A 22,059-nucleotide genomic window follows, 5' to 3' on the forward strand; every position below is an offset into this window, starting at 1 on the left:
TCTTCCGCAGTCGCCTCAGCCAACCGCGAATCTCATCTTAGCGGGCACAAGCCTCTCCGCCTATTGCCGAAAGGTGCGGCTTGGTTAGCACGGAAGGAAGCCCCTGACCTAAGCTGTTAGTTGGCGTCGCACCGGCCAAAGGTCAAGGGCAGCGACGGCGGCTGTCCCGTGCCGTCGACAATTCGCGGCGATTCGGCTTGATCGGCGCGACGACTTCCGCGACACTCCGCGCAGCCACAAAGTACCTTCGGGTTCGAAGACATGTCCTTCTCCCGTGCCGCGCGCAGCCTTCGTCGCGCCGAAACGGTTCCAGCATGAAGATAGATCGCCGTAACCTGCTGACCGGCGGCGCCCTGCTCGGCCTCGCCGCGGCGACGGTGCCGGCCGAGGCGGCGCCGGACGCCAAGCCGCCGCGAACGCCGTCGGCGGCGCTTAAAAAAGCGGCCGTCTACGTGCCGGGCTACATGCCGGAATACGCCTTCGCCAACGGCAAGCCGGTCGACCAGAACCGCCGCTTCACCCGCTCGATCCGGCAGGCCGACGGCATCAAGCGCATGATCACCCGCGTCGGCATGGACGGTTCGATCCGCCAGACCCTGCTGCCGGTCAACGCCCATGACGTCGAGATCGCACCGGACCGGTCCATCGGCGTATTGTGCGGCTTCGAGGGCGCCGAGCACTGCTCCTTCGACCCCGAGACGCTGGAAATGTCTGGCATGGCGCCCTCCTTCCGCGAGGGCTGGCGCGGCGGCGGCCACGCCGTCTACCTCGACGGCGGCAAGACCGTCATCATCTCCGAGCGTTCGCCCAAGCAGCAGGCACGGGGCGGGCTGGAGCATCTCCACGGCCGGCTCACCATCCGCGACCCCGAGACGCTGAAGATCCGCGAGAGCTATTCCACCTACGGGGTCGATCCGCACGACATCCGGCTGATCGACAACGACCGATACATCGTGGCCGCCAATTACGGGTCGGTCATTTCGCCGAAGACCGGCGAACATACCGTGCCGCGCACGGTGGTCGAGGCTTCGATCACCGTGGTCGAGGTATCGAGCGGCAAGCTGGTCGACAAGAGGAAGACCGGGGCCGGACGCACCGAACTGCGCCATCTCGCCGCCGGCAGCCTCGACCGCATCTTCGCGATCCAGTCGACCTACGGCAGCGCCAGCGAGGACGCCCGCCAGCGCAGCGCCGATGGCGTGGCTTACGATTCCGACCAGAGCAGTGAGCCCGGCCACAACTATCTCAGCGCCGCGACGCTGAAATACGACGCGCTCAGGAAGAAGCTGTCGAGGATGGGCGATCGGCAGGCCACCAGGCTGATGCAGCACGGGCTGTCGATCCGCTACGACGAGCGCCACGACCAGGTGCTGGCCAGCTATCCGAGCTCGCACCAGCTCATGGTGTTCGACGGGGCGAGCGGCGGCATGGTCAAGCGCCTCGACACGCGCTCGCAGGGGCTGCGCTATCCCTGCGGGATCGCGATGCTGCCGGACGGCCGGCACTATGCCGTGACCGGCTACTGGGAGAACATGTTCGTGTTCGAGCGCGGCTCGCACCGGCTGGTGCGCGAGCTCTGCCGTTATCCCCTGTTCTTCGGCCACAGCCACATCACGTCGGCATAGGCTCGCGCTCACACGAGTAAGCGCTGGCCGCGCAGCCAGAAGCCTGCGGCTGCCCTTCTCGGCCGTGGGGCAATTTCATAGGGGGGTTCACCCCCACCCCTAACCCCTCCCCACAAGGGGGAGGGGGACCGGCTGGCGTCTCGGCCGAGCACTAATCATAGACGGTCTTGCATTGCATAGCGGCCGCAAAGTCCCCCTTGTGGGGAAGGGTCAGGGGCGGGGGTACAGGGCCGGCAGTTCCTGAAATCCCCTATCCGATTGCCCTGCTCCTGACTGGAGGAGCAGCCGCGGCATCTCCTCAGACCACCACGAAATCGGCGGCCGTGATGGTCGGCGCGCCGGAGAGCGTGGCGAAATGGACGCCGCCGCCGGCGGCGTTGCCGTTGAAGTCGTAGAACAGCTTTCCCGTGTCCGTCTCGTAGATGATGCGGTCCGTGGCATCGCCGGCCAGGCCGGTGGTGTTGGCCCGGAAAGCGGCCGCCGAGAGCGGCCCGACTGTCGTCAGCGCGGTGAACACGGCGTTGTCGAGGTGGATCGTGTCGGCCGCCGCGAGATAGTCGACGATCGTGTCGACATTGGTGGCGGCGCTGAGGCTGGAGTTGAAGACGAAGGTGTCCTTGCCGCTGCCGCCGGCCAGGGTGTCGTTGCCGCGATAGCCCCTGATCTGATCGTCGCCGTTGCCGGCGCTGACCACGTTGACGCCATTGTCGGCAAAAAGCAGGTCATCGAACGCCGAGCCGATCAGATTCTCGACCTCTGCATAGCTGTCACCCGCCGCCTCGCCCTTGTTCAGGGAGGCATTTGCCAGGCTCGCCGTCACGCCGGTGGTCGCGTCCTTGTAGGAGGCGGTGTCGATGCCGGCCGAGCCTTGCAACTCGTCGCCGCCGGTCCCGCCGATCAGAGTGTCGTTGCCGGAGCTTCCGGCAAGCCGGTCGCCGCCGGCGAGGCCGCGTAGCGTGTCGTTGCCGAGATTGCCGTCGAGGACGTTGGCGCCGGCGTTGCCTTCCACCGTGTCATTCAACGTGGAGCCGCGCAGGTTCTCGATCGAATTGTAGGTGTCGCCGGCGGCGTTGCCCGTGTTGAGCGCCGGATTGTTCAGGCTGACGGTCAGCCCGGTTCCGGAGTCCGAGTAGTCGGCGACGTCGCGTCCCGTGCCGCCGCTCAGATAGTCCTTGCCCGGGCCACCGCCTCTGAGGAAGTCGTCGCCGGCGCCCCCATAGAGCTTGTTGTCGCCGCCGCCGCCGAAAAGCTCGTCGCGATCGTCATTGCCGAACAGCGTGTCGTTCTTTGAAAAGCCATGGAAGAAATCGCTGAAGGCGCTGCCGTTGTAGTTCCACGGCAGACCGAAGAAGATGTTTTCGATCGGCACCGAGTTGCCGGTTTCGAAGGCGAGGATGAAGGCCTGGGTGAACGCGGTGCCGCCTATGGCAAGGCCGGTGATGTCGAGCATCGGCGTGCTGTCGATATCGAAGCCGGCGCCCTGCTCGGCCACGGTTCCTTCCAGCGCGATGCGGACGCCGGTGACGGTCCCGCCATTGGGCTTGCCATCAGCGCCGTAGGTCAGGTTGTTTCCGGTGACGACGATGGCGCCTGGGCGCAGCGTGAATTCGCCTGGCGACCCCGACACGGGGTCGGCGACGCCCCAGACGAAGCCGGTCGCGGTCTTGAACAGGATTTCGCTGTTTTCCTCGATCTGAGCGGCCTGGGTAAGTTGGAAACTGAGTTTTCCGCCGAGGCCAAGGGTGTCGGAATCGGCTGCTTGAACGACGACGGCCATGCTTTCCTCCGGCTTTGTGAGTGCGGTCAGGGGAGCGCGGCTCAGACCTTCCAATCGTCGTGGCGGCGGACGGCGAGCCCGGCCCCACGATCTGGAACTCGGTCATCGAATGCCGGAAGTCTCGATGGCGATTGTTTCGGGACGATGGCGGCGCAACGCCATCATGTGACCGTCACCGCAGCCTGGACTGCTCGCGCCTGCCAACGGCCAGACAGCAAAACGGCGCCACGAGGGCGCCGTTGCGATCGTCAGAGCGGCGGCGCCTCAGGCGCTGACACCCTTCTTTTCCTTCTGCTCGGAGTAGATGTAGAGCGGCCGGGCGCTGCCGGTGACCACTTCCTCCGAGATCACGACTTCCTGCACGCCTTCCAGCGCCGGCAGCTCGAACATGGTGTCGAGCAGGATCGCCTCCATGATGGAGCGCAGCCCGCGCGCGCCGGTCTTGCGCTCGATGGCGCGCCTGGCGATGGCCGACAGCGCATTCTCGTGGAAGGTGAGCTCGACATTCTCCATCTCGAACAGGCGCTGGTACTGCTTGACCAGCGCGTTCTTCGGCTCCGTCAGAATCTGGATCAGCGCGGCTTCGTCGAGATCCTCCAGCGTCGCCAGGATCGGCAGACGGCCGACGAACTCCGGGATCAGGCCGAACTTCAGCAGATCCTCCGGCTCGACCAGGCGGAACACGTCGCCGGTGCGGCGGTCCTCCGGCGAGGCCACGGTGGCGCCGAAGCCGATCGAGGTCTTGCGGCCGCGGTCCGAGATGATCTTGTCCAGCCCGGCGAAGGCGCCGCCGCAGATGAACAGGATGTTGGCGGTGTCGACCTGCAGGAACTCCTGCTGCGGATGCTTTCTGCCGCCCTGTGGCGGCACAGAGGCGACGGTGCCTTCCATGATCTTCAGCAGCGCCTGCTGCACGCCCTCGCCCGACACGTCGCGGGTGATCGACGGATTGTCGGACTTGCGGCTGATCTTGTCGATCTCGTCGATGTAGACGATGCCGCGCTGCGCCCGCTCGACATTGTAGTCGGCCGCCTGCAGGAGCTTGAGGATGATGTTCTCGACGTCCTCGCCGACATAGCCGGCCTCGGTGAGGGTGGTCGCGTCGGCCATGGTGAAGGGCACGTCGATGATGCGCGCCAGCGTTTGGGCGAGCAGCGTCTTGCCGCAGCCGGTCGGGCCGATCAGCAGGATGTTCGACTTGGACAGCTCCACGTCGTTGTTCTTGGTGGCATGGGCCAGCCGCTTGTAGTGGTTGTGAACAGCGACCGACAGCACGCGCTTGGCGTAGGGCTGGCCGATCACGTAGTCGTCGAGAACCTTCAGGATCTCCTGCGGTGTCGGCACGCCCTCGCGCGACTTCACCATCGAGGTCTTGTTTTCCTCGCGGATGATGTCCATGCACAGTTCGACGCACTCGTCGCAGATGAAGACCGTCGGGCCGGCGATCAGCTTGCGTACTTCATGCTGGCTCTTGCCGCAGAACGAGCAGTACAGCGTGTTCTTGGAGTCGCCGCCGCCGGAACTGACCTTGCTCATAGTATCCAAGTCCTTTTAGTGCGCCTCACCGGCACGGCGACGAGACGTCGGCACCCACTATTTAGCCGCGGACACGCTGCGATGCCAGCGATTTGGCACAACGACGTTTTCCGCACGCAATAACACGACCAGAAAGCGCGGCTGCAATCCCGATGATCCCTTGCGAAGCTAAGCCGTCGAAAATCAAGATAGGCTTAACGTAGGTCGCCCGGTCGGCCGAGGAAACAGCAAATTGTGTCCGAAATGCCGCAGACCACGTCAAAAACGCGTCAACAAAGGCAAGCTTCGGATTCTCCGCCATCATCCCTGCTGCGCGGCTGCCTCGATCGCCTCGCGGCTCGAGATGACCTTGTCGATCAGGCCGAACTCCCTGGCCTCGTCCGAGGTCATGAAGTGGTCGCGGTCGAGCGTGCGCTCGATCTCGTCGTAGCTCTTGCCGGTGTGCTTGACATAAACCTCGTTGAGGCGGCGCTTCAGCTTGATGATGTCCTGGGCGTGGCGCTCGATGTCGGAGGCCTGGCCCTGGAAGCCGCCGGACGGCTGGTGGACCATGATGCGCGCGTTGGGCGTGGCGAAGCGCATGTCCTTGTGGCCGGCGCACAAGAGCAGCGAGCCCATGGAGGCCGCCTGGCCGACGCACAGCGTCGACACCGCCGGCTTGATGAACTGCATGGTGTCGTAGATCGCCATGCCGGACGTGACCACGCCGCCGGGCGAATTGATGTAGAGCGAGATCTCCTTCTTCGGGTTCTCGGCTTCGAGGAAGAGAAGTTGCGCGCAGACAAGCGTCGCCATGCCGTCCTCGACCGGCCCTGTGATGAAGATGATGCGTTCCTTGAGGAGCCGCGAGAAGATGTCGTAGGCCCGCTCGCCGCGGTTGGTCTGCTCGACCACCATCGGCACGAGATTCATGTAGGTTTCGACGGGGTTCTTCATCGACAGTCCCTTGGTTGGGGATCCGGCGCCTGCGACGGCGGAATCGTGCGTTGCTTCGTTGCCTCTGTAAATAGGATGCCGGCTTCGCCTTGCGCAAGGCCGGCCTGAGCAAGGACCGGCGTTAACGAAGCTTAACGATTCCGCTTTCCCCGGCCGCGGCACCCGCTATGGTAGCATCGGGTGCGGTCCAGCGTATCGGGGGTAAGTGATGGCCGTGAAGCCAATAGTCTGCGCCGCGGTGGCGTCTTCGTTCCTGCTCGCCGCGGCTTCACCGACGACAGCCGGCGGCAAGCCGGTCGAATGCTACGAGCGGTACCAGACCGCGCCGATCTACGACACCGTCTACGAAAACGTGATGGTGCACCCGGCGACGGAGCGGGTGGAATACGTCCCGCCGATCTACGGCACGCGCAAGCGGCCCGTCCTGGTTGCGCCGGAACGGGTGAGCTACGAGATCATCCCGGCCGTCGTGCGGACGCAATACCGCACCGTGCAGGTTTCGGACGGCGGCTATTCCTGGGAATGGCGCTGGATCAACGGTCGCAAGGTGCTGTGCAAGGTCAAGCACAAGCCGCGCTACAGGCAGGTTGCGGAAACCGTGGTGGTGCAGCCGGAATACAAGCGACGCGTCGTCATTCCGGCCGAATACGGCTACGAGGTCGAGCAGGTCGTCATCCAGCCGGAGCAGCGGCGCGTCGTCGTCGTGCCGGCGAGCTACCAGACGGTGGCGCGCCAGGTGCTGGTCAGCGAAGGCGAGGCCGGCTGGCGGCGGGTGAAGATCCGGCGGCATTGCTGACGGGCGGGAAAGCAGCACCTCGCGGCTTATCGACCTCAGGCCCGGCCAGGCGGGACCGCCCTGATCGACAGGGCGGCCGCTCACGCGCCACTCCCGACAAAATACGTCACGTCCGGCGAGGAGCGCGCACCGGGGACTGGCAAGCGGCGGGCAAGCCGGTCTATTGGTTCACGATGGACGCGCCGCCCGCCTACCTCGCCTTCGATGCCGCTACCCGGCGGCTCCGTCTCGATCCGCACGAGCCCGCGTTCGTGCAGGACCCCTACCCCGCCTATCGCTGGATGCAGGCAAAGGCGCGCTGCGTCTTCTGGGAGGACTTCGGGCTGTGGTGCCTGGCTGGCTATGACGACGTCAACCGGCTGTTCCGTGACAAGCGGTTCGGACGCGAGCGGCCCGGCGGCTATCGCGCGGCGGTCGCGGCCACCGGCGAGCGTCGTCATCTCGCCGATTTCGACGCGGTCGAGGCGGGGTCGCTGCTGGAGCTGGAGCCGCCCGCGCACACGCGGCTGCGCACGCTGGTCAACCGCGCCTTCGTCTCGCGCCAGGTGGAACGGCTCAGGCCGAAAGTCGAGGCGCTGGCCCACCGGCTGATCGACGGCTTCGGGAATTCCGGCCGCGCCGAGCTGATCCGCGACTTCGCCACGCCGCTGCCCGCCGCCGTCATCGCCGAGATGATGGGCCTGCCGACGGCAAGCGGGCTGCAGCTCGTCGCCTGGTCGAACGACATGGTGCGCATGTACATGCACAAGCCGGGCCCAGCCGAGGAACATCAGGCCAATGCCTCGGCCCGTGCCTTCGCCGACTTCATCCGCCGTCACGCCGCCGAGAAGCGCAAAAGCCCCGGCGACGACCTGCTCAGCCTGCTGACGGCAGCAGCCGAGGACGGCCAGAAGCTCACCGAGGACGAGCTCGTCTCCTCGGCGATCCTGCTGCTCAACGCCGGCCACGAGGCTACGGTGCACCAGACCGGCAATGCCGTGCGCACGATTCTTGCGCAGGGCGGCGATCCCGGCCGCTTCTTCGAGACGCCGGAGGCAACCGCCGCGACGGTCGAGGAATGCCTGCGTTTCGACGCGCCGCTGCACATGTTCACGCGTTACGTCTATCAGGAGGCGGAGATCGCCGAAGGCGTCGTGCTGAGGCCCGGCGAGCAGGTCGGGCTGCTGCTCGGCGCGGCCAACCGCGATCCCCTCGTTTTTGCCGAACCGGACGCGTTCCGCCCCGGCCGCCCCGACCAGAAGAACGTGTCCTTCGGCGCCGGCATCCATTTCTGCATCGGCGCGCCGCTGGCGCGGCTGGAGCTGCAGGTCGCGCTGAAAACGCTGCTCGACCGCCTGCCCGACCTGCGGCTCGCGGAGACGCCCGCCTACAGCGACATCTACCATTTCCACGGGCTCCGGCGACTGGACGTGGCGTTCGGGCGGGGAGCAACCCGATGAAGTTCGCCTTCCTCCAGGAGCCGCCTTTCTGCTTCACCAACGCTGCCGGCGCGGTCGAGGGCTGCGACGTCGAGCTTGCGCGCGTGGTGTGCGACCGGCTCGGCCGGCCGTTCGATCCTATCGAGACGGAGTTCGCCGATCTGCTGCCAGGACTGGCCGAAGGGCGGTGGAGCATGACTACCGGGCTCTTCGTCTCGCAGGATCGCCAACAGCTGGTGGACTTTTCACGGCCGATCTGGTCGCTGAGCGACGGCCTGCTCGTGGCCGATGGCAATCCACGCGGCCTCACCGGTTACCGCTCTGTCGCTATGGACCCGAACGCCCTCCTCGGCGTCATCACCGACCAGATCCAGCACCGAACGGCGCTGGAGAACGGCGTCCCGCCGGACCGTATCAGAATATTCACGACCCAGGCCGAAGCGGCGGACGCCGCCCTCGCCGGTGCTGTCCACGCCTATGCGAGCGTAGCCATGGCCCATCGCGGCTACATCGCCCGGCATCCCGGCGCCGCCCTTGCCGTCATCGAGGTCCCGCTTGCGGAGAAAGGGCCGACCTTCGGCGCGTTCGCGCTGGCCAAGTCCGATGCCGCCTTGCGCCGGGACATCGATGCCTGCCTTGGCGAAGTCCTTGGCACTTCATGGCATCATGAGATGATGGGCCGCTACGGCTTTGCCGATGCGGATGTCGAGCGGATTTTGCGAGGCGGGGAACGCGGGCCGTTGCAGACGGCCACGTAACAACTAGCGGCCGGACAAAAGGCCGATCACGGAAATGTCCTCGTCCACATCCGGCCAGTGAATTCCCTCGCCATGCCCGATGAGGCGCCAGTTCTTGCGTTCGGCCGCCGCCGCATCCCGCAGCCGAGGATACCAGGCCAGCGGCGCCGATATTTCGCGGCCGTCCTGAAGGATCACATGCAGGGCGTGCTCGGTCACACGTACTTCGGTCGCCAGCATCCCATGCCTCAAACCCTGATCACATAGGCCTTGCGCGTGGTCTCGACCACTTCCCAGGTGCCGCTGAAGCCGGGCTGCAGGACAAAGCTGTCGCCGGCGGAGACGGTGCGCTTCGCCCCGCCGTCCTCTGTTATCACCGAGACGCCCGACAGGATGTGGCAGAACTCCCATTCGTCGTAGAATATCCGCCACTTTCCCGGCGTCGATTCCCAGATGCCGGAATAGAGCCCATTCGGCTGCTCATCGACGTTCCAGGTGCGGAATTTCGGGTCACCCGCGATGATGCGGTCCGGCGCCGGCGCACCGTCCTCGGCCGCAACGCCCTTCACCGAGATTTCGACATATCTGGAAGGCATCGCCCGTAGCTCCAACCCGCCGCCTGCGCGGCGACCTCTCCTGCCGGCCAGGCTACACCTTCGCCAGCGACTGCTCCAGATCGGCGATGATGTCGGCGACGTCCTCGATGCCGATCGACAGGCGCACCGTGTCCGGCCCGGCGCCGGCCGCCGTCTTCTGCTCGTCGGTAAGCTGGCGATGGGTCGTGGAGGCGGGGTGGATCACCAGCGACTTGGTGTCGCCGATATTGGCGAGGTGCGAGAACAGCTCCAGCCCTTCCACGAACTTCACGCCGGCGTCATAGCCACCCTTGAGACCGAAGGTGAAAACCGCTCCCGCTCCCTTCGGCGAGTATTGTTTGGCCAACGCCCCATTGGGGTCGTCCGGCAGGCCGGGATAGGATACCCAGCCGATCTTGGGATGCCTCGACAGCCATTCGGCGACCGCCTGGGCGTTGTCGCAATGGCGCTGCATCCTGAGCGGCAGCGTTTCCAGGCCGGTGAGGATCAGGAAGGCGTTGAAGGGCGAGATCGCCGGGCCGAAGTCGCGCAGGCCGAGCACGCGCGCGGCGATGGCGAAGGCGAAATTGCCGAAGGTCTCGTGCAGAATGATGCCGCCATATTCGGGGCGCGGCTCCGACAGCATCGGATAGTTGCCCGACTTCGACCAGTCGAAGGTGCCGCCGTCGACCAGCATGCCGCCGATCGAATTGCCGTGGCCGCCGATGAACTTGGTCAGCGAATGCACGACGATGTCGGCGCCGTGCTCGATCGGCCGCACCAGGTAGGGGGTCGCCAGCGTGTTGTCGACGATGAGCGGCAGGCCGTGCCTGCGGGCGATGGCGGAGATCGCCTCGAGATCGACGAACTCGCCGTTGGGATTGGCGAGGCTTTCCACGAAGATGGCGCGGGTCCTGCCGTCGATCTGGGTCTCGAAGCTCGGCACCTCGCGGGTGTCGGCCCAGCGCACCTCCCAGCCGAAATTGCGGAAGGCATGGCCGAACTGGTTGATCGAGCCGCCATAGAGCCGGCGCGCCGCGACGAAATTGTCGCCCGGGCGCATGATGGTGTGGAAGACCAGCATCTGCGCGGCATGGCCGGAGGCCACCGCGAGCCCCGCCGTGCCGCCCTCCAGCGCGGCGACGCGCTCCTCCAGCACCGCCTGGGTCGGGTTCATGATGCGGGTGTAGATGTTGCCGAACGCCTTCAGCCCGAACAGCGAGGCGGCGTGGTCGGCATCGTCGAAGACGTAGGAGGTGGTCTGATAGATGGGCGTGGCGCGGGCGCCGGTCGCCGGATCGGGCTTGGCGCCGGCATGGACGGCAAGCGTATTGAAGCCCGGTGCGCGCTGGTTCATCGAGACCTCCCTCGGGTCATTGGTCTATCGTGGTGGCGTGTGGTGAATGGTGAATGGTGAATGGTGAATGGTGAATGGTGAATGGTGAATGGCAGAGTTGGACAGTCCCGCCGGGTTTGCAAGCGGCTTCCATGCCGACCCGTCCGCCGCCTTAGAAAATCCTTCTATTCACCATTCACTATTCACTATTCACCATTCACTACTTCGCCCTGACGCCAAAGCTCTGAAACCCCTGCCGCATCAGCGGCCGCTTCGACGACAGCACCCGGCTGTTGACGCCGTTCCAGCCGATCTCGCCGGAGAGCCGGCCGTATTCGATCTTCGGGCAGCGGTTCATGACCACCTGGATGCCGGCGGCCTCGGCCTTGGCGGCTGCCTCGTCGTTGCGCACGGTGAGCTGCATCCAGATCACCTTGGGCAGCGGCTTCAGCGCCAGCGCCTCGTCGACGATCGGCGGCACGGCGGCGGAGGCGCGGAAAATGTCGACCATGTCGATCGGCTCCGGCACGTCGGCCAGCTTCGCATAGGTCATGCGGCCGCAGATCTCCTTGCCGGCATGGCCCGGATTGATCGGAAAGACGGCGTAACCCTTGTCGATCAGGTATTTGGTGACGAAGAAGCTCGGCCGTACGTCGTTGGCCGACGCGCCGACGATGGCGATCGTCTTCACCGCGTTCAGTATGCCGGCGATGTAGTCGTTGGAATAGGAATCGTGGTTCATCGATCGTCCTCATACAGCGCCTCGGCCAGAAACGCATCCGGGTCACCGCAGAATTCGCGCATCATGCGGAAGTGATCGGTCTGGCGGAAATCGGCCTCGTCGAGACCGAAGCGGTTGATCCTGAGCAGGCGCGCGCCGGGGCAGGCCATCAGCAGCGGCGAATGCGTCGCCATGACGACCTGGGCGAAGCCAGTCCCATCCATCCGCCGCAACAGCTTCAAGAGCTCGATCTGGCGCGACGGCGACAGCGCGCTCTCCGGCTCGTCGAGGATGTAGAGACCCTGGCGCGACAGGCGCTCCTCGAAGAAGCGCATGAAACCCTCGCCATGCGACCATGACAGATAGTCGGGCGGCGGGCCGCCCAACGGCTCCTGCGCAACCCGGTCGAGATAGCGCGCCACCGCGTAGAAGGATTCGGCGCGAAAAAACCAGCCGGCCGTCACCTTCGGCAGCCAATGGGCGCGCAGCGCATCCGCCAGCGCCGTGCCGCTGCGGTCGATGGCGTGCGAATGATCGACGGGCATGTAACCCTTGCCACCACCCGCCTCGTCATAACCGGCGAGCGCGCCGATCGCCTCCAGCAGCGTCGATTTCCCGGAGCCGTTCTCGCCGACGACGATGGTGATGGCGGTTGTGAACTCCAGATCGAAGCCGTCGCGGAAGATCGGCAGGTCGAACGGATAGCGTTCCCTGTCGCCGATCCGCTCCGGCTCCAGCAGGATGCGTTTGAGATAAGGCGCCTTCAGCCGCGTCAGTTGCTTGCGGTAGGCCATGCGACCGGCGCGCTCCGTTATTGCGGCAGCGAGATGCGCCCATCGGCGTCAATCGGGAAGTCGGGATTGTGCGCGACTTCCCAGAGATTGCCCTCCGGATCGGCGAAATAGCCGTACCAGCCGCCCCAGAAGGCGCGGCCGGCCGGCTTGACGATTTTGCCGCCGGCCTTCTCGGCCTCGGCAAGCACCGCATCCACCTCCGCGTCGGAGCGCGTGTTGTAGGCGAGATAGACTTTTGGGACGCCGCTGCCGAAGCGGATGCCCGCGTCCTCTTCGGCACTGGTCCGTGGGAACAGCCCGAGGATCGCTCCACCCATCTGGAAGAACGCGACGCCGTCCTGGATGCGATGCCGCTTCAGCCCCATCGCCTCGTAGAAGGCCGCCTCACGGTCGAGATCCTCGACCGCGATGGTGATGATGGAGATGCGTGGTTCCATTCCTAGTCCCCCGTCCATTTCGGCTCACGTTTGCCGATGAAGGCGCCGATGCCCTCCTCGGCATCGCGCGCCAGCATGTTCTCCACCATGACGCGGGCCGTGTGGTCATAAGCCTCGGCCAGGCCCATCTCGGCCTGCTGATAAAACGCCTCCTTGCCAATCTTCAGCGTCAAAGGCGATTTGGAAGCAATGGTTTGCGCGTATTTGGTCACAACCTGAGTCAAGTACTCACGCGGCACCACCCGGTTCACCAGCCCGAACTCCCGAGCGGTCGCCGCATCAATGCTCTCGCCGGTCAGAAGCATCTCCATCGCCTGCTTGCGCGACACGTTGCGCGACAGCGCCACCATCGGGGTGGAGCAGAACAGGCCGATGTTGACGCCCGGCGTGGCGAAGCTGGCATGGTCGGTGGCGATCGCCAGGTCGCAGGAGGCGACGAACTGGCAGCCGGCGGCGGTGGCGACGCCGTCGACCTCGGCGATCACCGGCTTGGGGCAGCGCACGATCGACTGCATCAGCGTGGCGCAGGCGGCCATGGTCTTCTCGAAGAAGGCCCTGCCCCGGTCCGGATCAGCGCGGCGCGCCGTCATCTCCTTGAGGTCGTGGCCGGCGCAAAACACCTTTCCGCCCGCCGCGATCACCACCACGCGGACGGACGCGTCGTCGCGGGCCCGGTCGATCTCGGCCTGAAGCGCGGCCATGAGCGCAAGCGACAGGGCATTGGCCGGAGGGTTGCACAGCGTCAGCCGCAGGATGCCCTGCTCCAGATGGACGGCAACCGGGCCTTCTGCCACGGTCTGCCGGATGGCGACGATCTCGGCCATGCGCTTTCCACTCCTCGGCGAACAACCTGCCTCAGCCATCAGATAGCATGTGGCGGGTTGAATGACAGGGGTGGACGGTGTTTTCTGGCGGCGCCGCGGCCAAACGGCAGATGCGGAAACGTCGGACGAGGGAGGAAAAATGCCGGCGCAGGACGATCTCAAGCCGGTGATGACGACGGAGGACGTGAACGCCCTTCTCGCCTCGGCTTATCCGCAGCTCAACCGGGATTACCGCTTCTACGAGGCGGTCGAGGTCTTTCCGGGCGGCTGCACGGTCCGGCTCAATGCAGACGAGCGGCATCTGCGGCCGGGCAACACGGTGTCGGGACCGTCGCTGTTCACGCTGGCCGACATAGGCGGCTATGTCTGCGTGCTGTCGCATGCCGGACCGGACGCCCTGTCGGTGACGACCAGCCTCAATATCAACTTCATGCGCAAGGCGCCGGCTGGGCTGGTCGACGGCCACTGCCGCATCCTGAAGCTGGGAAAAAGCCTTATGGTGTTCGACATCGACATCGTCGCCGGCGGCCAGACGGTGGCTCATGCGACGGGAACGTACTCGATTCCGCCGAAGCGGTGACTTTTCTGGTAAGGTCCGTTCCGGACGACAGGCCGACGCTATCGCGAAAACCCGACATGCTCACGCCCCTCTTCTCCCCCGGCTGCGATCTCGTCGGCTGGATGCAGCCGCGGAAATTCCTGTTCGATGCCGAGATGACCTATGTCGCCTTCCTGGCGAGCGGCCATGCCCGGTCGGCGCGCTCCGGCCGCTGGATCGGCCCGGTGATCGGGGCGCATGTCTTCGATGTCGACGGCAGGCCCGTCGCCTGGAACCCGGCCGAGCCGCTGCGCGGTTTCGGCCGCCCGCTCCGGCCCGTCAACGTGGTGCGTGCCGTCAGCCCGGTGCGGCCGCCGAAGCCGGTGGCGCCGCCACGGCCGCTGACACCCCCCGTCCTGGCAGGCGGCTGGTCGCCTTTGTCCTTCGCCGAATGGCTCGTCTCCAGCGACCCGAAGCCGATGGAGAGCGTCGAACTGGCCGCAGCCATCGAGGCAAGCGGCGAGCAAGCCGCCAGGGATGTCGTCGAGGAGGTCGAGCCTGGCGGCGGCGCTTCCAGCGGCAACCGCTTACCCGAAGGCGGCGCGGTAAAATAATACCATATGCCCATCGCTCTGATTTCCTTGGCAATTTCCCGGCATTGCCGGCATCGCATCGCTTGACGGCGCGATGTCCCTCGCCTATAGACCACGGCGAAAGCAGCGGCCTTGCGGCCGCCGTTTCATTTTTGGCGGCAAGCCGCCAAAGCAAGCAACAAGAAACGCCTTCTCCGGAAGGTCCAAACGAAAGCAGACACAATGAAGACCTTTTCGCAGAAGCCCGCGGAAGTGGTGAAGAAGTGGGTGCTGATCGACGCCGAGGGTCTCGTCGTCGGCCGTCTCGCCTCCATCGTCGCCAACCGCCTGCGCGGCAAGCACAAGCCGACCTTCACCCCGCATGTCGATGACGGCGACAACGTCATCATCATCAATGCCGACAAGGTCGCGCTCACCGGCAAGAAATACACCGACAAGGTCTATTACTGGCACACCGGCCATCCCGGCGGCGTCAAGGAGCGCACCGCGCGCCAGCTCCTGGAAGGCCGCTTCCCCGAGCGCGTGCTGGAAAAGGCCGTCGAGCGCATGATCCCGCGCGGCCCGCTCGGCCGTCGCCAGATGAAGAACCTCCGCGTCTATGGTGGCGCCGAGCACCCGCACGCAGCCCAGCAGCCCGAGACGCTCGACGTCGGCGCGCTGAACAGCAAGAACAAGAAGGTTTCCTGATCATGGCTGAGCTCAACTCGCTCGCAGACCTCGGCACGGTGGCAGCAACGCCGCAGCCCGCCGCTCCGGTGCACGTCCAGAAGCTGGACAAGCAGGGCCGCGCCTATGCCACCGGCAAGCGCAAGGACGCGATCGCCCGCGTCTGGGTGAAGCCCGGCTCCGGCAAGATCACCGTCAACGACAAGGAATTCGGCGCCTATTTCGCGCGGCCCGTGCTGCAGATGATCCTGCAGCAGCCGATCGTCGCCACCAATCGTGCCGGCCAGTTCGACGTCATCGCCACCGTTTCCGGCGGCGGCCTGTCGGGCCAGGCGGGCGCGGTGCGCCACGGCATCTCCAAGGCGCTGACCTATTACGAGCCGGGCCTGCGCCCCGTGCTCAAGAAGGGCGGCTTCCTCACCCGCGACAGCCGCGTGGTCGAGCGCAAGAAGTACGGCAAGGCGAAGGCCCGCCGCAGCTTCCAGTTCTCGAAGCGCTGATTTTTTCGTACAAACGCACGCCGTTTCGGCTGCGCAAAAAGCCCCGGTTCGCCGGGGCTTTTTTGTTGGAAACGCGTGCTGAAAGACACGATTACGGCGACATTTGCTGTAAATGGAAGGCAATTTCCCGCTTTCGCCGCCGATTCACGGAGCTCCGATGACCACTTCTGCGACCAGACTGCGCATCGCCGTGCTGTTCGGCGGCCGTTCCGCCGAGCATGACGTCTCGGTGCTTTCGGCAACCAATGTCATGGGCGCACTGGATCCCGGAAAATACGATCCGGTGCCGGTCTTCGTCACTCGCGACGGGCGATGGCTGCTGAGCAGCCTCGAGGATGGCGCTCCGGCAAAACCGTCGGGCGGGACCGAAATCTGCCTGGTGCCGGGCGGTCGGGGACGTGCGCTGGCGATCCCGGCCGACGGAGCGCCTTACGAATTGCCCGAGATCGACATCCTGTTCCCCGTGCTGCACGGCCTGCATGGCGAGGACGGCGCCGTGCAGGGCCTGGCCGAAGTGGCGATGGTGCCGCTGGCCGGCTGCGGCATACTCGGCTCGGCGACAGCGCTCGACAAGGACATCGCCAAGCGGCTGCTGAACGAGGCCGGCCTGCCCTCCGCACGGTCGGTCACCATCGGCCAGGGCGCCGCGCCGGCCTTCGCGGAGCTGGAGCGCGCGCTCGGGCTGCCGCTGTTCGTGAAGCCGGCACGGCAGGGCTCTTCCGTCGGCGTCAGCAAGGTCTCGACCGAAGCGGAGTACGAGGCGGCACTTGCCGAGGGTTTTCGGCACGACCGCAAGCTTCTGGCCGAAGAGTTCATCCGTGGCCGCGAGATCGAATGCAGCGTGCTGGAGGATCCGCAAGGCGGCCTGTTCGTCTCGCGTCCCGGCGAGATAGTGCCGGCGGAAAGCCACGGCTTCTACAGCTACGACGCCAAATATATCGACGAGAACGGCGCGGCCCTGAAGGTGCCGGCCGAACTGCCGGAAGACGTCGAAAGCGAGATCCGCGCCACCGCTGCACAGGCCTTCCGGGCGGTCGGCTGCGACGGCATGGCACGCGTCGACTTCTTCCTGACGCCCGACATGCGCTTCCTCATCAACGAGCTCAACACCATCCCCGGCTTCACCGACATCAGCATGTATGCCAAGGCGATGGCGGCGAGCGGCATAGGCTATTGCGAGGTCATCGACCGGCTGGTCGCCCACGGGCTGGCGCGCGCCGAGCGGTCGGAACGGGTGGGCTAACCTGATCAGCCGAAATCTTCACCAGAACCGGCACTTACGTTTATCTCTCCATCGACCAGCCGCCGTCGATCCGCCGAGGCGGATCGATCCATGGGGGTATGCGCGTCAGACCACCACGAAGTCGGCGGCCGACAGCGCGAGGCCGGGCGACAGCGCGGCGAACTTCACGGGGGCGAAGGCGCTGGCCGAGCCGTCGGCGTCGTAGAACAGCGAGCCGGTGGTGGAGTTATAGAGGATGCGGTCGTCGGCGTCCCTGGCTGCGAGCGCGATGTCCTTGAAGGCCGAGGCGTCGAGCGTGCCCAGCGTGGTCAGCGCCGTGAAGATGGCGTCGTCGAGATGGATGGAATCGTCGGCAACGCTGAAGTCGGCGATGCGGTCGACATTGCCGGCTCCCAGCGCGGTGGAGAAGCGGAAGGCGTCGGCGCCGCCCATGCCGAACAGCGTGTCGATGCCGCCGCCGCCGTCGAGCACGTTGTCGCCGTTGTTGCCGCGCACCCACTGGCGGATTTCGTTGCCGGTGAGGTCGACGGCGGAGGTGGCTGTGAGCGAGGTGGTGTTGAGGTATTCGACGCTGACGCCGGCGGCCAGCACGAAATCGACGCCGGCGGCGAGGCGGTCGTGGCCTTCGCCGGCGATCTCGACGATCAGGGCGGCGGCGGCATAGACGATGTAGGTGTCGTTGCCGTCATTGCCGATCAGCGTGTCGGGCACGCCGTCGTTGGGGAGCGGCCCGGTGCCGCCGTCGTGCAGGATGTTGGCGCCGTCATTGCCGGTGATGGTTTGCTGCAGTGCGTTGCCGCGCAGGTTGATGGCGGTTGTGCCGGCGGCGTCGGCGGTCTGCAGCAACTCGACCTCGCCGCCGGCGGCCAGCGCGTAGCTGACCGTGCTCTGCACGGTGTCGGTGCCGCCGCCCGAAAGCTCGATAACCTGGTCGGCGGCGCTGTCGACCTTGAACAGGTCGTCGCCGGTGCCGCCGTCCATCACGTCGTCTCCCGTCCCGCCGTCGAGGATGTCGTCGAGGATGCCGCCGGAAAGACTGTCGGCGCCGGCCGTGCCGAGCAGCGTGTCGGAACTGTCGAGCCCGCTGACGGTGACGGTGACGGTCGCGGTGTCGCCGTCGGCCAACTCATAGGTGAAACTGTCGTCGCGCAGGAGGTTGGAGGCGCCCGAGCCGGAAGCCGGCAGGTCGTCGAAGGCGCCGTTGGGATTGTAGATGAAGGTGCCGTCGGCGTTCAGCGTCAGCAGCGCGCCGGACGCCAGCGTGATCTGCGTGCCGACATCGAGGGCGACGCCGTTCACCTTGGCCACCGCAAGTGTCGAATCCGGATCGGTGTCGGCGCCGGAGCCGTTGCTGGAAAACACGTTGCCGGTGGTGATCGCTGTCGCTTCGTCGGTCGCGAAGCTGTCGTCCTGGGCGACGCCGATGTCGTCGACCGCCGTGATGTCGACAGTGGTGCTGCCGGTGGCGGTCGCCGTGGCGCCGCTGCCCTGGCCGTTGCCCGGGCTGCCGTCGTTGAAGGTGTAGTCGATCACCACGCTGGCCGGCGGCGTGTCGCTGGTGTTGGTGTAGGTGATATGGCGCAGCACGTCGTCCACCAGCGCGCCGGTGGCGGCGGTGCCGGAACCGGTGAAGGTGACGGTCAGCGTGCCGCCGCTGACGGCGAAGGTGGCGAAGGTCTGACCGCCGGCCTGCAGGTCGCTGCCGCTGACGGTGAACAGCGCGCCGCCGGTGTCGAAGCCGAAATCGTCCTCGCCGCTGGCGCCGCCCTGGCGCGCCAGCACCAGGCTTGCCCCGGCATAGCTGCCATTGCCGCCGTTGAGCGGGTCGAGATCGACGTCGGCAATGAGCGCGTCCGTGTCGAGCGACACGGCGGTCTGCTCGTCCGTGGCGACGGTGCCGCCGAGCCCGGTCAGCGCGGGCGCATCGTTGACGGCGTTGACGGTGATGCCGCGCTGGTCGCCGTCCTGCTCCGACGTTCCGGTCCCGGTGAGGCCGGGATCGGTGCCGCTGCTGCCGTTGTCGTTGGTGGTGACGGTCAGCGTGTCGGCGCCGTTGAAATTGAGGTTGCCCTTGTAAACCAGTCCATTGAGGGCGGCGAGCGTGGTGTTGATCTGGTTCTGGGTGGCAGTGATGGTGATGGTCGAACTGTTGTCGCCGCTGACCTGGCCGGCCGTCACGCCGCCGACCACGTCGGTCAGGATGTCGAGCGTGCCGTTGTCGACGTCGAGCGTCACGGTGACGTTGTGGCTGGCCGGATCGGCGTCGACATCCGCCACCGAAATGCCGGTGATAGACAGTCCTGTGTCCTCGTCGGCCGCGGGGACCACGCCCGGCAGCGTGTTCACCGGAGCGTCGTTGACGCCTACCACGGTGACGGTGGTGTCGACCTCCTCGCTCTGGTTGAGGCCGTCGCTAACCGACCAGGCGATGGTGCGCGATCCCTTGGTGCCGTAATCGGTGGGGTTGTCGCCGCTGGCCTGATAGCGGACGAGCGCGATCGCGGCTTCGTAGTTGTCGAAAGTGCTGGCGCCGCTAAGCACCATGGCGCCGGTCGCGGCGTTGTAGCTGTAGGTGATGTCCTGGGCGCCGAAATCCAGCGTGCCGCTGGTCAAGCCGTTGATCGACAGCCGGTCGCCCGCCAGGAAATTGCCGGAGACGCGGATCACCGCGCCGTTCAGCTGGTTGGTCTGGTCGGCGGTCTCGAAGTCGCTGACGTTGAGCGAGAGGAAGGGCTGCACGGTGGCGGACAGCCCCGAGCCGGCGCCGGCGGCCTCGGTCGCCGTCGGCGTCGCTTCGCTCGAACTGAGGACGATCGGCGCGCGGTTGAGGACGATATTGCCCGGCGCCAATGAATTCACGTTGTTGACGCCCTGGAAGAAGGTCAGGCCCGTTCCGTTGGTGGCGATCCGCCAGATGCCCTCGTCGCCCGGCGGGTTGGTGGCGCCCATCTGCTTGCCCGTGAAGTCGGTGAAGTAGAGATAGCCGGTGACGGAATCGACCTCCAAGTCGTCGAGCAGGCCCTGCGGGCCACTGCCGGCGACCTGCTGGTAGATGAGGGTATAGGTACCCGTGGGGTTGCCGGTCAGCGCATAGCTGTAGATGCCGCCCATCTGCAGCAGGGGATCGGTGGTGCCGGGATCGCCGTCGCCGGCGAAGCCGCCGTCGCCGTCATGGTCCCACAGGATGCTGGCGGTGGTGAAGTAGAGCGTGTTGCCGTCGGCGCTGAGCGCCACGCCCTCCACCGTGCCCTTCTCCTGCGGAAACGCCTCGCCGAAAATGTCCGTCGGATGAACGACGTCGTCGTCATCCGGGCTGAAGTTCAGGGTGGTGATATTGCCCCCGCCCCACGAAAAAGCCTTGGTGCCGTCGGACGGATCGAGCCCGCTGATCTTGTAGATGAAGTTGCGCGTGACGGAGTCGCCGTCCTGGGCGGCCACCACCCGGTGCACGGTCATGTAGACGTCGCCGGTGGCGAAGTTGATGGCGAAGTCGTCGACGAAGCCGCTGTTGGCCGTGCCGTTGGGATTGCCGCTGCCGGTGCCGCCGAGCTGCGCCAGGACGGTCGAGGTCTGGCCGGCGGTGTTGTAGACGATCTTTTCGAAGCGCTGGCCGTGGGTGAAATAGATGATGCCGCTGTCGGGGTCGATCTCCATGTCGCGTATGAACGCTTCGGTCCCGGGCGCCTGGTTGCTGGTGTAGAGCGTGGTCATCGCCGGCGCGGTGCCGGGATTGCCGAGCAGGTCGGAAATATTACCCTGGAGGATGCGGTTGGTGCCGCTGACGTTGGAATCGATGATGAAGAACAGGCCGCGGGCGGTGTCGAACTGGATGTCCCTCGGCGCGACCACGGTGTCGGCAAGGTCCTCGTTGTCGAGCGTCATCAGGAAGTTGAGATTGAAGCCGGTCGTGCCCGAATTGACGGTCGAGTCCCCCTGGACGCTCCAGATCGCGTCGCCGCCGCCCGTGGCCGTGCCCCAGATGCTGAGATCGGACGCCTTGAAATAGGGGCCCGTGTTGTCGACCTGGTCGAGCGGGTTCTGGCCGCCCCGGTTGTCGCCCTCCCAGTTGCTGAAATCGGCGACGTTCTGGATCAGCGACTTGCCGTTGAAGAAATGCGCGAAGGGCTCGGTGGTCGGGCCGTGATAGGAGGCGCTGTCGAGGCCGACCGCCACGGCGTTGAGGCCAGTCGTCAGGCCGGTGCCGGTCAGGTTGCCGTTGAAGGTGGTGTTGCCGTCGCCGATCTCGATGGCGAAGAGGAAGCTGGTCGGCGCGTCGGCGGTGCCCTGATAGGCATAGATCGTGTCGCCGGCCTCCTCGGGATTGAGCGAGCCGAGCGCCGCGCCGGTCAGATTGACCGTGGTGCCGGCGGCCAGTCCGCCGGCGGGCACGGTGTAGGTGGCGACGCCGTCGCCGCCGCCGGCGACGAAGGCAGAGCCGTTCCAGGCGCGGTCGGAGAAGTGGATGACGGTGCCGGCCGCCAGGTCGGTCATCGCGACGAAGCGCAGCGCGTCGGCCGTCGGCGGGTTTCCCGTGCCGTCGCTCTGCCCGGTGTTATAGGCAATGACGGCGATATCGCCAGCAGGCATCTGAGTATCCCCCCTGAAAGGCCGGCGGGAGCGCGCGGCGCCCTTACCCCTGCCGCGTCGTCTGGGCCATGATGCAATGTCGGCGCGACGCCGGCGGCCAATTCGACAGCGATCCTATTCACATCCGGAGGAGTGTACAAGGAAAAGTTGTCGCCCCAGCTCCGCGGCGCCTACATCCAATTAAGTAAAACATCCGCTGAAATGCTTTCGCTCGAGTAATTTTGCATCGCGTTCGATCTACTCGGGGCCGTTCTTTTTTTTGGATTGATCCATTCGAGTCTTTACGGCACAAGATCGGCAGAGATTTCCATGGCTTGATAAACCGTCCTGCGAATGACAATCAACAACCGAGCTAAACCGAGAGTTTATCCCGATAAGTTTCGGCCTGTCTCCCCAGTTATATCTATCGGCATGTTTCTT

The 22,059-nt window shown here is 65.8% G+C and carries 21 protein-coding genes; 9 read left to right on the forward strand and 12 right to left on the reverse strand.

The window, feature by feature from the left end:
• Positions 1-314: 314 nt before the first annotated feature.
• Positions 315-1,625 (forward strand): DUF1513 domain-containing protein, encoded by a 1,311-nt coding sequence (locus tag AC5JDC_RS22275; protein ID WP_495844674.1) that lies wholly within the window; start codon positions 315-317, stop codon positions 1,623-1,625.
• Between the two features lie 298 nt (positions 1,626-1,923).
• Here AC5JDC_RS22275 and AC5JDC_RS22280 read toward each other — a convergent pair whose 3' ends face one another.
• The 4 genes from AC5JDC_RS22280 to AC5JDC_RS22295 form a co-directional block, all read right to left on the reverse strand.
• Entirely contained in the window at positions 1,924-3,402 is a 1,479-nt protein-coding gene (locus AC5JDC_RS22280) for a calcium-binding protein (protein WP_495844676.1), read from the reverse strand.
• A 264-nt stretch (positions 3,403-3,666) separates the two neighbouring features.
• Positions 3,667-4,938 (reverse strand): ATP-dependent Clp protease ATP-binding subunit ClpX, encoded by a 1,272-nt coding sequence (gene clpX, locus AC5JDC_RS22285; protein WP_106770224.1) that lies wholly within the window; start codon positions 4,936-4,938, stop codon positions 3,667-3,669.
• Positions 4,939-4,999: 61 nt separating this feature from the next.
• Complete coding sequence (locus tag AC5JDC_RS22290) at positions 5,000-5,239, reverse strand: hypothetical protein (RefSeq protein ID WP_133170041.1); 240 nt, start codon at positions 5,237-5,239, stop codon at positions 5,000-5,002.
• Entirely contained in the window at positions 5,239-5,874 is a 636-nt protein-coding gene (locus AC5JDC_RS22295) for an ATP-dependent Clp protease proteolytic subunit (RefSeq protein ID WP_106770225.1), read from the reverse strand. Before AC5JDC_RS22295 ends, AC5JDC_RS22290 begins: the two co-directional genes overlap by 1 nt.
• Before the next feature lie 208 nt (positions 5,875-6,082).
• Here AC5JDC_RS22295 and AC5JDC_RS22300 point away from each other — a divergent pair, with 208 nt between their 5' ends.
• From AC5JDC_RS22300 to AC5JDC_RS22310, 3 genes are all read left to right on the forward strand, one after another.
• On the forward strand, positions 6,083-6,670 hold the full coding sequence (locus tag AC5JDC_RS22300; protein WP_495844679.1) for a hypothetical protein: 588 nt from the start codon (positions 6,083-6,085) through the stop codon (positions 6,668-6,670).
• A 173-nt stretch (positions 6,671-6,843) separates the two neighbouring features.
• The gene (locus AC5JDC_RS22305) at positions 6,844-8,109 is read left to right on the forward strand and encodes a cytochrome P450 (protein ID WP_495844681.1); all 1,266 of its coding nucleotides are present in this window, start codon (positions 6,844-6,846) and stop codon (positions 8,107-8,109) included.
• Positions 8,106-8,846: a transporter substrate-binding domain-containing protein gene (locus AC5JDC_RS22310; RefSeq protein WP_495844684.1), complete on the forward strand. Its 741-nt coding sequence runs from the start codon at positions 8,106-8,108 to the stop codon at positions 8,844-8,846. The genes AC5JDC_RS22305 and AC5JDC_RS22310 overlap by 4 nt, the downstream gene beginning before the upstream one ends.
• Positions 8,847-8,849: 3 nt before the next feature.
• On the opposite strand, the gene AC5JDC_RS22315 is transcribed toward AC5JDC_RS22310, so the two are convergent.
• The 7 genes from AC5JDC_RS22315 to AC5JDC_RS22345 form a co-directional block, all read right to left on the reverse strand.
• Positions 8,850-9,065, reverse strand: a complete 216-nt coding sequence (locus AC5JDC_RS22315) for a DUF2442 domain-containing protein (RefSeq protein WP_495844686.1) — start codon at positions 9,063-9,065, stop codon at positions 8,850-8,852.
• An 8-nt stretch (positions 9,066-9,073) separates the two neighbouring features.
• The gene (locus AC5JDC_RS22320; protein ID WP_495844688.1) at positions 9,074-9,421 is read right to left on the reverse strand and encodes a cupin domain-containing protein; all 348 of its coding nucleotides are present in this window, start codon (positions 9,419-9,421) and stop codon (positions 9,074-9,076) included.
• A 52-nt stretch (positions 9,422-9,473) separates the two neighbouring features.
• A complete protein-coding gene (locus AC5JDC_RS22325; protein WP_495844690.1) occupies positions 9,474-10,757 on the reverse strand; it encodes an O-acetylhomoserine aminocarboxypropyltransferase in 1,284 nt (427 codons plus the stop codon).
• 199 nt (positions 10,758-10,956) lie between these two features.
• Complete coding sequence (locus AC5JDC_RS22330) at positions 10,957-11,478, reverse strand: CoA-binding protein (protein WP_495844692.1); 522 nt, start codon at positions 11,476-11,478, stop codon at positions 10,957-10,959.
• Positions 11,475-12,251, reverse strand: coding sequence for an AAA family ATPase (locus AC5JDC_RS22335; RefSeq protein WP_495844694.1), 777 nt, complete (start codon positions 12,249-12,251; stop codon positions 11,475-11,477). Before AC5JDC_RS22335 ends, AC5JDC_RS22330 begins: the two co-directional genes overlap by 4 nt.
• Positions 12,252-12,268: 17 nt before the next feature.
• Positions 12,269-12,688 (reverse strand): VOC family protein, encoded by a 420-nt coding sequence (locus tag AC5JDC_RS22340; RefSeq protein ID WP_495844696.1) that lies wholly within the window; start codon positions 12,686-12,688, stop codon positions 12,269-12,271.
• Positions 12,689-12,690: 2 nt separating this feature from the next.
• Positions 12,691-13,512 (reverse strand): enoyl-CoA hydratase, encoded by an 822-nt coding sequence (locus AC5JDC_RS22345; protein ID WP_495844698.1) that lies wholly within the window; start codon positions 13,510-13,512, stop codon positions 12,691-12,693.
• Between the two features lie 139 nt (positions 13,513-13,651).
• Between AC5JDC_RS22345 and AC5JDC_RS22350 the strand changes: the two genes are divergently transcribed.
• The 5 genes from AC5JDC_RS22350 to AC5JDC_RS22370 all read left to right on the forward strand — a co-directional run bounded on the left by AC5JDC_RS22350 (position 13,652) and on the right by AC5JDC_RS22370 (position 17,052).
• The gene (locus AC5JDC_RS22350) at positions 13,652-14,092 is read left to right on the forward strand and encodes a PaaI family thioesterase (protein ID WP_495844700.1); all 441 of its coding nucleotides are present in this window, start codon (positions 13,652-13,654) and stop codon (positions 14,090-14,092) included.
• 56 nt (positions 14,093-14,148) lie between these two features.
• On the forward strand, positions 14,149-14,664 hold the full coding sequence (locus AC5JDC_RS22355; RefSeq protein WP_495844702.1) for a 4-fold beta flower protein: 516 nt from the start codon (positions 14,149-14,151) through the stop codon (positions 14,662-14,664).
• 201 nt (positions 14,665-14,865) lie between these two features.
• Complete coding sequence (rplM, locus tag AC5JDC_RS22360) at positions 14,866-15,330, forward strand: 50S ribosomal protein L13 (RefSeq protein ID WP_106770238.1); 465 nt, start codon at positions 14,866-14,868, stop codon at positions 15,328-15,330.
• A 2-nt stretch (positions 15,331-15,332) separates the two neighbouring features.
• Positions 15,333-15,809: a 30S ribosomal protein S9 gene (rpsI, locus tag AC5JDC_RS22365; protein WP_106770239.1), complete on the forward strand. Its 477-nt coding sequence runs from the start codon at positions 15,333-15,335 to the stop codon at positions 15,807-15,809.
• 157 nt (positions 15,810-15,966) lie between these two features.
• The gene (locus tag AC5JDC_RS22370) at positions 15,967-17,052 is read left to right on the forward strand and encodes a D-alanine--D-alanine ligase family protein (RefSeq protein ID WP_495844705.1); all 1,086 of its coding nucleotides are present in this window, start codon (positions 15,967-15,969) and stop codon (positions 17,050-17,052) included.
• Between the two features lie 105 nt (positions 17,053-17,157).
• On the opposite strand, the gene AC5JDC_RS22375 is transcribed toward AC5JDC_RS22370, so the two are convergent.
• Positions 17,158-21,639: a beta strand repeat-containing protein gene (locus tag AC5JDC_RS22375; protein ID WP_495844707.1), complete on the reverse strand. Its 4,482-nt coding sequence runs from the start codon at positions 21,637-21,639 to the stop codon at positions 17,158-17,160.
• Positions 21,640-22,059: the final 420 nt, after the last annotated feature.

Source organism: Kumtagia sp. (assembly GCF_059502445.1).

Coding starts and splice junctions, on each gene's coding strand:
- AC5JDC_RS22275 (WP_495844674.1), top strand. CDS start 315: ATGAAGATAGATCGCCGTAACCTGCTGACCGGCGGCGCCCTGCTCGGC.
- AC5JDC_RS22280 (WP_495844676.1), bottom strand. CDS start 3,402: ATGGCCGTCGTCGTTCAAGCAGCCGATTCCGACACCCTTGGCCTCGGC.
- clpX (WP_106770224.1), bottom strand. CDS start 4,938: ATGAGCAAGGTCAGTTCCGGCGGCGGCGACTCCAAGAACACGCTGTAC.
- AC5JDC_RS22290 (WP_133170041.1), bottom strand. CDS start 5,239: ATGGCGGAGAATCCGAAGCTTGCCTTTGTTGACGCGTTTTTGACGTGG.
- AC5JDC_RS22295 (WP_106770225.1), bottom strand. CDS start 5,874: ATGAAGAACCCCGTCGAAACCTACATGAATCTCGTGCCGATGGTGGTC.
- AC5JDC_RS22300 (WP_495844679.1), top strand. CDS start 6,083: ATGGCCGTGAAGCCAATAGTCTGCGCCGCGGTGGCGTCTTCGTTCCTG.
- AC5JDC_RS22305 (WP_495844681.1), top strand. CDS start 6,844: ATGGACGCGCCGCCCGCCTACCTCGCCTTCGATGCCGCTACCCGGCGG.
- AC5JDC_RS22310 (WP_495844684.1), top strand. CDS start 8,106: ATGAAGTTCGCCTTCCTCCAGGAGCCGCCTTTCTGCTTCACCAACGCT.
- AC5JDC_RS22315 (WP_495844686.1), bottom strand. CDS start 9,065: ATGCTGGCGACCGAAGTACGTGTGACCGAGCACGCCCTGCATGTGATC.
- AC5JDC_RS22320 (WP_495844688.1), bottom strand. CDS start 9,421: ATGCCTTCCAGATATGTCGAAATCTCGGTGAAGGGCGTTGCGGCCGAG.
- AC5JDC_RS22325 (WP_495844690.1), bottom strand. CDS start 10,757: ATGAACCAGCGCGCACCGGGCTTCAATACGCTTGCCGTCCATGCCGGC.
- AC5JDC_RS22330 (WP_495844692.1), bottom strand. CDS start 11,478: ATGAACCACGATTCCTATTCCAACGACTACATCGCCGGCATACTGAAC.
- AC5JDC_RS22335 (WP_495844694.1), bottom strand. CDS start 12,251: ATGGCCTACCGCAAGCAACTGACGCGGCTGAAGGCGCCTTATCTCAAA.
- AC5JDC_RS22340 (WP_495844696.1), bottom strand. CDS start 12,688: ATGGAACCACGCATCTCCATCATCACCATCGCGGTCGAGGATCTCGAC.
- AC5JDC_RS22345 (WP_495844698.1), bottom strand. CDS start 13,512: ATGGCCGAGATCGTCGCCATCCGGCAGACCGTGGCAGAAGGCCCGGTT.
- AC5JDC_RS22350 (WP_495844700.1), top strand. CDS start 13,652: ATGCCGGCGCAGGACGATCTCAAGCCGGTGATGACGACGGAGGACGTG.
- AC5JDC_RS22355 (WP_495844702.1), top strand. CDS start 14,149: ATGCTCACGCCCCTCTTCTCCCCCGGCTGCGATCTCGTCGGCTGGATG.
- rplM (WP_106770238.1), top strand. CDS start 14,866: ATGAAGACCTTTTCGCAGAAGCCCGCGGAAGTGGTGAAGAAGTGGGTG.
- rpsI (WP_106770239.1), top strand. CDS start 15,333: ATGGCTGAGCTCAACTCGCTCGCAGACCTCGGCACGGTGGCAGCAACG.
- AC5JDC_RS22370 (WP_495844705.1), top strand. CDS start 15,967: ATGACCACTTCTGCGACCAGACTGCGCATCGCCGTGCTGTTCGGCGGC.
- AC5JDC_RS22375 (WP_495844707.1), bottom strand. CDS start 21,639: ATGCCTGCTGGCGATATCGCCGTCATTGCCTATAACACCGGGCAGAGC.